The sequence below is a fragment of the Leifsonia sp. Leaf264 genome (assembly GCF_001422325.1).
GTDB lineage: Bacteria > Actinomycetota > Actinomycetes > Actinomycetales > Microbacteriaceae > Orlajensenia.
In genome coordinates this window covers 1-6,049 of record NZ_LMMR01000003.1, presented here as the reverse complement: position 1 = coordinate 6,049, position 6,049 = coordinate 1, and the positions used below count along the sequence as shown (strand labels likewise).

9 protein-coding genes are annotated in these 6,049 nt (G+C 62.7%); 5 read left to right on the top strand and 4 right to left on the bottom strand.

Annotated elements, in window-relative coordinates:
• The coding region (locus ASF30_RS05515) for a recombinase family protein (protein ID WP_162240726.1) at window positions 1-293 on the bottom strand (293 nt) is incomplete at its 3' end.
• A 302-nt stretch (window positions 294-595) separates the two neighbouring features.
• On the opposite strand from ASF30_RS05515, the gene ASF30_RS05510 reads away from it, so the two are divergent.
• Window positions 596-1,165, top strand: a complete 570-nt coding sequence (locus ASF30_RS05510) for a GNAT family N-acetyltransferase (RefSeq protein ID WP_055902733.1) — start codon at window positions 596-598, stop codon at window positions 1,163-1,165.
• Between the two features lie 134 nt (window positions 1,166-1,299).
• On the opposite strand, the gene ASF30_RS05505 is transcribed toward ASF30_RS05510, so the two are convergent.
• Complete coding sequence (locus tag ASF30_RS05505) at window positions 1,300-1,626, bottom strand: hypothetical protein (protein ID WP_055902730.1); 327 nt, start codon at window positions 1,624-1,626, stop codon at window positions 1,300-1,302.
• A 183-nt stretch (window positions 1,627-1,809) separates the two neighbouring features.
• On the opposite strand from ASF30_RS05505, the gene ASF30_RS05500 reads away from it, so the two are divergent.
• Both ASF30_RS05500 and ASF30_RS22585 read left to right on the top strand, forming a co-directional pair.
• On the top strand, window positions 1,810-2,298 hold the full coding sequence (locus tag ASF30_RS05500) for a GNAT family N-acetyltransferase (protein ID WP_162240725.1): 489 nt from the start codon (window positions 1,810-1,812) through the stop codon (window positions 2,296-2,298).
• A gap of 225 nt (window positions 2,299-2,523) precedes the next feature.
• Window positions 2,524-2,775, top strand: coding sequence for a hypothetical protein (locus ASF30_RS22585; protein ID WP_157497032.1), 252 nt, complete (start codon window positions 2,524-2,526; stop codon window positions 2,773-2,775).
• Between the two features lie 261 nt (window positions 2,776-3,036).
• Here ASF30_RS22585 and ASF30_RS05495 read toward each other — a convergent pair whose 3' ends face one another.
• Both ASF30_RS05495 and ASF30_RS05490 read right to left on the bottom strand, forming a co-directional pair.
• A complete protein-coding gene (locus ASF30_RS05495; protein WP_157497030.1) occupies window positions 3,037-3,219 on the bottom strand; it encodes a hypothetical protein in 183 nt (60 codons plus the stop codon).
• 33 nt (window positions 3,220-3,252) lie between these two features.
• Window positions 3,253-3,951: a hypothetical protein gene (locus tag ASF30_RS05490; protein ID WP_157497028.1), complete on the bottom strand. Its 699-nt coding sequence runs from the start codon at window positions 3,949-3,951 to the stop codon at window positions 3,253-3,255.
• A gap of 527 nt (window positions 3,952-4,478) precedes the next feature.
• On the opposite strand from ASF30_RS05490, the gene ASF30_RS05485 reads away from it, so the two are divergent.
• Both ASF30_RS05485 and ASF30_RS22580 read left to right on the top strand, forming a co-directional pair.
• Entirely contained in the window at window positions 4,479-5,471 is a 993-nt protein-coding gene (locus ASF30_RS05485) for a hypothetical protein (protein ID WP_055902721.1), read from the top strand.
• A gap of 193 nt (window positions 5,472-5,664) precedes the next feature.
• Entirely contained in the window at window positions 5,665-5,958 is a 294-nt protein-coding gene (locus tag ASF30_RS22580) for a peptidase inhibitor family I36 protein (protein WP_157497026.1), read from the top strand.
• Window positions 5,959-6,049: the final 91 nt, after the last annotated feature.

The window sequence follows — 6,049 nt, the reverse complement described above, 5'->3', positions numbered from 1 at the left end:
GACCCGCCGATGCTGAGTTTGACGTGTTTCGCAGTGAGCTCATCGACGATGTCGCTGGCGTCGCGGAGCGAGCGTGCCAGCCGGTCAAGCTTCGCCACTACCAGGGTGTCGCCGTTGCGGCACGCGGCAAGAGCTTCGCGGAGACCGGGTCTGACCCGGTTGGTGCCGGTCAGCCCATGGTCCGTGTAGATATAGGTGGGATCGACTCCGAGACGCTCGAGCGCGACCCGTTGCGCGGTGAGGTCTTGTTCGTATGTGGACACGCGTGCGTATCCGATCAGTAGTGCATTCATGCCGGAAGCCTCGTCCTTGCGGCCGTTGACGACTACACCCCCCGGACCGCCCGCTGAGCGACCCCCATTCGCGTCCCCATCGATCAGAGCAGTTTGCCCTCGCGGCGCCGCTTCTATGCGGGTTTCATCGCCGGGTGCGATGGCGTTTCTGGTCAGCGTAGTGCGCGGCTTCGAACTCGTCGGGTGGGACGTCCCGATGGTCGAGTGCAGGCGCCTCGCGTTGTACCAGTCGACCCATCTTGTGGTGACCTCTGTCATCTGCGGGGTGTGCGCGGTGGAAGTCGGCACGCCATTATGGGTTCATGGCGCTGCCCTGGGATTTCCGCCCTCTCCACGGTCCTCGGGTAGCGCTGGAGCTGCTGCGCGACGACGACCTCGAGGCGCTGTACGCCATGCAGTCCGACCCGGAGGTATGTCGCTACCTTCTGTACGAGGCACGTTCACGCGAAAAGGTCGGAGAGGTGCTCGCGGTGGATGCCGGTGCCACCCGGCTCGAAAACCCCGGCGACTACGTCCAACCGGCGATCCGGGATGAGGACGGCCACTTCGCCGGCACGATGTACTTCCACCTGACCAGCGTTGATGACCGCACGGCCGAGATCGGCTGGATCCTCGCTCCCTCGTCGCGAGGTAGGGGCTACGCCACCGAGGCTGCGCGCGTTCTGCTCGACCTTGCGTTCGGCGAACTCGGGCTGCACCGCGTGTACGCCGAACTCGACCCTCGCAACGCGGCATCCGTCGCTCTCTGCGAGCGCTTGGGGATGCGGCACGAAGGCCACTTCATCGAGCACATGTGGCTCAAGGGCGAGTGGACGGACACCGGGATCTTCGCGATCCTGGAACGCGAGTGGGCCGCGCGGCGAGACGGCTAGCACTACTGGCGTGACTTCCAGCGGAGCGGCCTGAAATGCGGGCGGCAACCTCGGTGTCGGAGGGCTTCTACTGCCGGTGCGCCGATCGGCTTGCGGGCTGGAGTTGTCGCGTTGACCGACCCCGGTGCGGGCCGCTATTCAGATCGGGTCATGGTGATTGTGACCGAGGTGACGCGCGGCCGGAAGTCGCCAGCCAGACGGATGAGCTTTCGCTGGGTTGCCCAGCCCTGGTCGCGTGATTTGGCGTGGTCGCCGATCTCGACGAACAGTTCGTACCGCCGTTCGCCCCTCACTCGGGACAACCATGTAAGTACTTCCTCTACTGAGTGCGCTCCCGTGATCCGCTGCGGATCGTGTTGAGCCGACTGTTCGACGTCGTCCCCTGTCCAGAAACAGACCCAGTAGACCTTCGCGTCTTGCTGCTGCGCCTCGAAGTACGTCTCGTCCCATTCAACCTGCATTCGGACCCCTCGCTCACTTCGACGCTAGCGCCGTGTGCACGATACGGCCACACACGAGCGGCCAACCCGCCTTCCCGTTAGGGATCCCTACGCGGGTGCCCAGTGAGAGACCGTCCAACGGGCAGCCTGAGGCATCCGGTTCTCTCGTGGAGAGCACCCGGTGCTCTCCACGAGAATGGAACAGTGCAGAACAAGCTGGATTCGATCAGGATCCGTCCGGCCGACCTCACCGGGGCTGACAACGACGCGGTGAGCCGCCTCGTCGAGGCGTACTTGAGGAAGACCGAAGACGAGAAGGTTTTGTATTTGGGCGAAGCCCATGGTGGGGCCGACCTTCCAGACCGATACCGGCCCGAAATCGACAACCCCGCGCGCGCGTACGAGAACGCCGTCGTCTACGTCGCGGAGTTGGGTTCACTGGTGGGAGTGGTCGTCCTCCAGCAGAACGTGACAACAGCCGAAATCAAGCGCGTTTGGGTCGATCCAAGCGCGCGCGGCCTGAGAGTTGGCTCAGCACTGATCGATGCCGCCCTCAGCCAGACGACTCGTCCCGTCCGGCTGACCGTCTGGGATTGGCGAGACGATGCAGTGAGGCTCTACCGCACCCGCGGCTTTATCCCGGTCGAGTCCTGGGAGGACAGGCCCCGGCTCCTCTGCATGGAGCTTCGTTAGATTCCAGCCAATAGCGCCCGTTTGGGGATCCCGTAGCGGGCGGGTCGTGAGACCGCGTGCGCCAACTTCGGCGGGCTCTGCAGCGATCCGAGCAAACGCTTTAGTCGGCGAGACCGTCCTAACCAAGGATCGGTCGCTCGCTCTAACTCCCGATCACTTAGCTGTCGTGCAGCAGACAAGTACGCTGGCCACGTATCGGCACGCGATTCGTGATCAGGAGGGGCCATGACCACACCCGCTACAACCGCACGCTCCACGTCATTCCTGGTGCCGCTTCTCGTCGGAGTTGGTGCAATTGTCCTCGCGGTGGTGCTGTCACCCGTTTGGCTGCTGATCGCTGTTGTTGCCGCACTCCTCAACATTTCTCGAGCGATCCGTGCGGTCGCAGCCGGGGTCTTGAACCCTACGAGCGGTGTAACTCTTATCGCGCTGAATTTCATCTTGATCGTCGCGTCTTGGTGGGTTCTATTCGCGTAGGCGTTCCATGACTGTCCGCAAGTGATCCGCTTGCGGACGTCTGGTGACGGACCCGTTAGCGGCGCCCGACGAGGATGGGAAGGACGTGGTGAAGCTCTAGCCTGTTCGCATCCGCGGGATCGCAATCGCGGGGGCAAGGCGTGCAAACTGCCGTTTCAGGTCCTTCGGGAGTCATAGAGCGCGGGTTGGCGTTCTTCGCCACCCCGCGCTCGCTCCTGAGTTGTCAGCCGCCAATGGGCGCGTCATTCACCCGAAGAATTGCTACTTGCCATTCATCACGATGAGGACGATGAAGACCCCCGCTGCCCCGGTGATGATGAGCAGCGGCTCCCACCAACGAATCCGTCGCGGTTCTTTCGCGGGACCGTCCCTAAACGAAGCGTTTAGTGGCGCGTCGTTGATTCCTGGCATCTGGCCGAAATCCTGACGATGCTCATCGTCCATGGTGTTCCCCTTGGCTACCACTAATTCGACCGTTTAGTCGGCCGCACCCGAGACCAACACAATACCCGTGGCAGCGCTAGCGCCTTTTTGACGAGTGCCGTTTTCATCGAGGACGAGTGTCCCCCTGACGGGCAGGCGTGAGTTGACCGCGAGCGAGTCGGTCACCATCTCGAGACCCGCAGCAAGCGCCGCTTCCTTGGTGATACCGCCGTGTGGAGCGAGGGCAGCCTGAATGGAATGCTCCGGACCCTGAGAGTGAATGCTCAACCCATGCTGTTCGAAGTCGGTCGCCTCGGCGCAGGTAGATCCCACATTCTCGCCTTGGGCCACAAATAGGCAGGTCTCCCCGTCTAGCGTTTGCCCCGACCAGAGCTCACTCTCGTCGATGACGCCGTAGTAGGTCAGGACGAAGTTCGGCGCATCCCCGGCTCGAAGTTGGTCCACCGTGACCTCCGCGCTGGCGGGCGGATCACTCTCGCTGCCGTCTTCGACGACATCCAAGGTGCCCACGGCGGATTTCCCCATCACTGCTGCTAGGAGCCAAGCAGACACTCCAATCCGTTCACTGGGAATCGTTCCATTCAAGTATTCAAAGGATGCGTATGTCGTGCCATGGCCGCGAGGGCCGTTCTGAGTTGCAGTGGATGAGCCCGTGTTCCAATAGCCGTTGTACGAGACCTTGGTTCGCCACGTATATCCATCGGCATTGTTGATCTTGGCGGAGACTCCCATTCGCGAGAAGCTCCCAGCGCCTGAGTAAACGTCCGAGTACAGGCTCCCGTCAGGCCGGATCGATGCGTTTAGCCAGGTGTAGGTGGCTGACGACGCTGGTGAAGCGCCAACCGCTATGAGCCCCGCCGCTACAGCGGCGACCGCCACCGACCGCGCAGTCCAGCGTCGCTTCATAGCAATTGCACCGCGAAGCGCAAACCTGTTCCGAATCATTTGTTACCCCTCAACCAAGTGATTGTCCGCAGACGAATCTGTCTGCCACCTACGAGGTTTCCGTCGCACGCGGATCCTGACATTGCCCGCGAACCATCGCTGTCGGTAGGGGAGGGAAGCCGCCGCCCCCACGGTCGGCTTCCCTCGTGTCAAGCCCACCGCTTCGTTGTCCCGAAGGGAGTCCCCCCCGCCGAGGTGGGGATGGTCCTGGGATGCAGCGAGCAAGCAGCATGGAAACGCATCAGCCGCGCGAAATCAGCGCTTCGGGCAGTCATCGAACGAACCAGAACAGCTGAACGGATCGAGGCGGCCCCATGAACGACCTCGAACTCGAGACGATGATGCGCCAAGCGGATCCAGCAACCACACCGGTAAACGCAGGCCTTGACGCGCACGCCGAATCAGCACTACTTCGAATCATCGGCAGTCCGCGGACCGCCGCGCAACCCAGACCACACCGCCGCTGGGTCACCTCCGCGATGCTCCTCGGCGCGTTCATCATCGCCGCAGTCCTCATCCAGACGACATTCCCCTTTGCGCAAGCACCGACAGCCGCTGCAGCCACACCGCCGTTGCTGGAGATGACTCCGACATCCGAGACACTCAGCGACGTGATCCGCAACTCGGAGACCGTCGCGACGAGAGGGGGCAGCGCTATGGGATCGGTCCGAGGCACGAAATATCAAGGTTGGTTCCTCGATGCGACCGTCGATGATCAGGCGACTACTGCCTTCATCTCACCGCAGGTGACGGAGTTGCGCTGGGATGCTGACCGTTCTGGGCGCCTAACAGTGACGGCCGGACGGGCGTACACGGTCGCCGATCCGTCGAAGACAGAAGTACCGAACGCCGCCGACGCTCCCGAGGAAGGGACCGTGCTCCGTGATGAAGAATATGCGGCCGGCTCCCTCCCAGTGCTCTTTCCTGGGGACCTGCCTACTGACGCTGCTAGCTTGAATGCGGTCATCCGCAGCGTGGCGCCAGCCGATCCGGATGGCTACGACTACCTCGACACGGCCAAGGCGCTCCTCAACGAGTGGACCCTCTCCGGCGCACAACAGTCCACGATCATCGGAACCCTCGGCCAGTACGAGGGCGTTGAGGTTGCTGGCCGGGTCGTGGACCGGATGGGTAGGCCCGGGGTAGCACTCCGGGTGCCTTCCACCCACAATCCGAATTTCGAGAGTCTCGTCGTCATCAACGACGCAACGGGTCAGATCGGCGCTATCGAGACCATCTATCTCGGAGGGCTGCCGGATCTCGACATTCCCGCCCCAGCCGTCACCAGCTACACCCTTTGGAACTAGGAGAACACCGCACTTGCACCGACCCCTCGCCGCCGCGATCCTCACGGCGCTACTAATCAGCGCGCCCGCCGCCGCTAGCGCTTCAGAATCCACCGGCTCAAGCGACCTTCAACAGCGAATCGACGAGACTCTCCGACTGAACCCCGGCGGCACGCAGGTCTCCGCGAACCAGATCCAATGGGACGGAGGCTCCATGGAACTTACCCTCGTTTCCGACAACGCTCGTTCGATCGGCAGCTGCGCCACCGGCAGCTTCTGTGTTTACAGCGGAACGAGTCTCACAGGTTCAAAGCTCGCATTCACCAGCTGCGACACGACCGTCTCAACCAACGCGCTCGGCGGTGCCGTCCGATCTCTCGCAAATGCTCGCACCAGCGGATACATCACCGGCAAGAATTCGGCCGGGGGAGTCCTCACACAGTTAAATGCTGGCGCGACAAACGCGTCAGCAGTCAACGGCATCACCCAGGTGAAATGCGTGAGCTAGCGGCCTACCCCTCAGAACCACACAACGACCCGGATGCCCGCTCAAACATCGGTCGCCCGTATGCGGATCCGGCTGCGGGCATCCCCCCCCC